This is a genomic window from Streptomyces sp. UH6, assembly GCF_013421635.1.
Lineage (GTDB): Bacteria > Actinomycetota > Actinomycetes > Streptomycetales > Streptomycetaceae > Streptomyces > Streptomyces abyssomicinicus.
Window position 1 is genome coordinate 1 of record NZ_JACADT010001315.1, and the last position, 1,239, is coordinate 1,239.

General features: G+C 73.5%; 1 protein-coding gene. It reads right to left on the reverse strand.

All coding sequences use genetic code 11. From position 1 onward, the window contains the following. Window positions 1-16: 16 nt before the first annotated feature. On the reverse strand, window positions 17-1,138 hold the full coding sequence (gene recF / locus HW445_RS31545; protein ID WP_180224188.1) for a DNA replication/repair protein RecF: 1,122 nt from the start codon (window positions 1,136-1,138) through the stop codon (window positions 17-19). Window positions 1,139-1,239: the final 101 nt, after the last annotated feature.

Sequence of the window (1,239 nt, forward strand, 5' to 3'; positions counted from 1 at the left end):
CTTCCCGAACCCGTCGTCACGCCCGCTCCACCGTCCCCTCGGCGACCCGGAACCGCGCCCCGGTCAGCGCCGCCGGCACGTCCTCGTCCACCGCCGCCGTCACCATCACCTGCTCGGCCGGCGCGACCAGCTCCGCCAGCCGGTCCCGCCGTCGCGCGTCCAGCTCGGCGAAGACGTCGTCCAGGATCAGCACCGGCTCGTTGCCCTCGGCCCGCAGCAGTTCGTAGGAGGCGAGCCGCAGGGCCAGCGCGTACGACCAGGATTCGCCGTGCGACGCGTACCCCTTGGCCGGCAACCGCCCCAGCCGCAGCACCAGATCGTCCCGGTGCGGCCCGGCCAGCGTCACGCCCCGTTCGATCTCCTGCTTCCGCACCCCGGCCAGGGCCTCCAGCAACTGCTGGTACAGCTCCTCGCGGGTGTGCCCGTCGCCGGGCGCGGACGCCTTGTACTCCAGCGCGACCGGCCCGCCGCCGGGGGCCAGCTGCTCGTACGCCTTGTCGGACAGCGGCTGCAGCACGGCAATCAGGTCGAGCCGCTGCGCCAGCAGCTCGGCCCCCACCTGGGCCAGGTGCTGGTCCCAGATGTCCAGCGTCGACATGTCCATGTTCCGCCCACCGTGGCGGCGGGCCAGCGCGGCGGACTTCAGCAGGGTGTTGCGCTGCTTGAGCACCCGCTCGTAGTCGGACCGGACGCCCGCCATGCGCGGGGAGCGCGCAGTGACCAGCTCGTCGAGGAACCGCCGCCGCTCCCCGGGGTCGCCCTTGACCAGCGCCAGGTCCTCCGGCGCGAACAGCACCGTGCGCAGGATCCCCAGCACGTCACGGGGCCTGACCTGCGAGGACCTGTTGATCCGGGCCCGGTTGGCGCGGCCCGGGTTGAGCTCCAGCTCGATCAGCTGCTGCCGGTCCCCCTGCCGGACCTGGGCCCGCACGATCGCCCGCTCGGCGCCCATCCGCACCAGCGGAGCGTCCGAGGAGACCCGGTGGCTGCCCAGCGTCGCCAGGTAGCCGACGGCCTCGACCAGGTTGGTCTTGCCCTGCCCGTTGGGCCCCACGAACGCCGTGACGCCCGGGCCGAGAGGGACCTCGGCCCGGGCGTACGAGCGGAAGTCGGCCAGCGAGAGATGCGTGACATGCATGGACGGGCGCCGACCTCCCCGGCGTGGACTGCTAGGCGGTGCGGGGGTCCTGCCCTGCTCCGGGCAGGACCCCGTGTGCTGCGGACTACTTCTGCGTGACC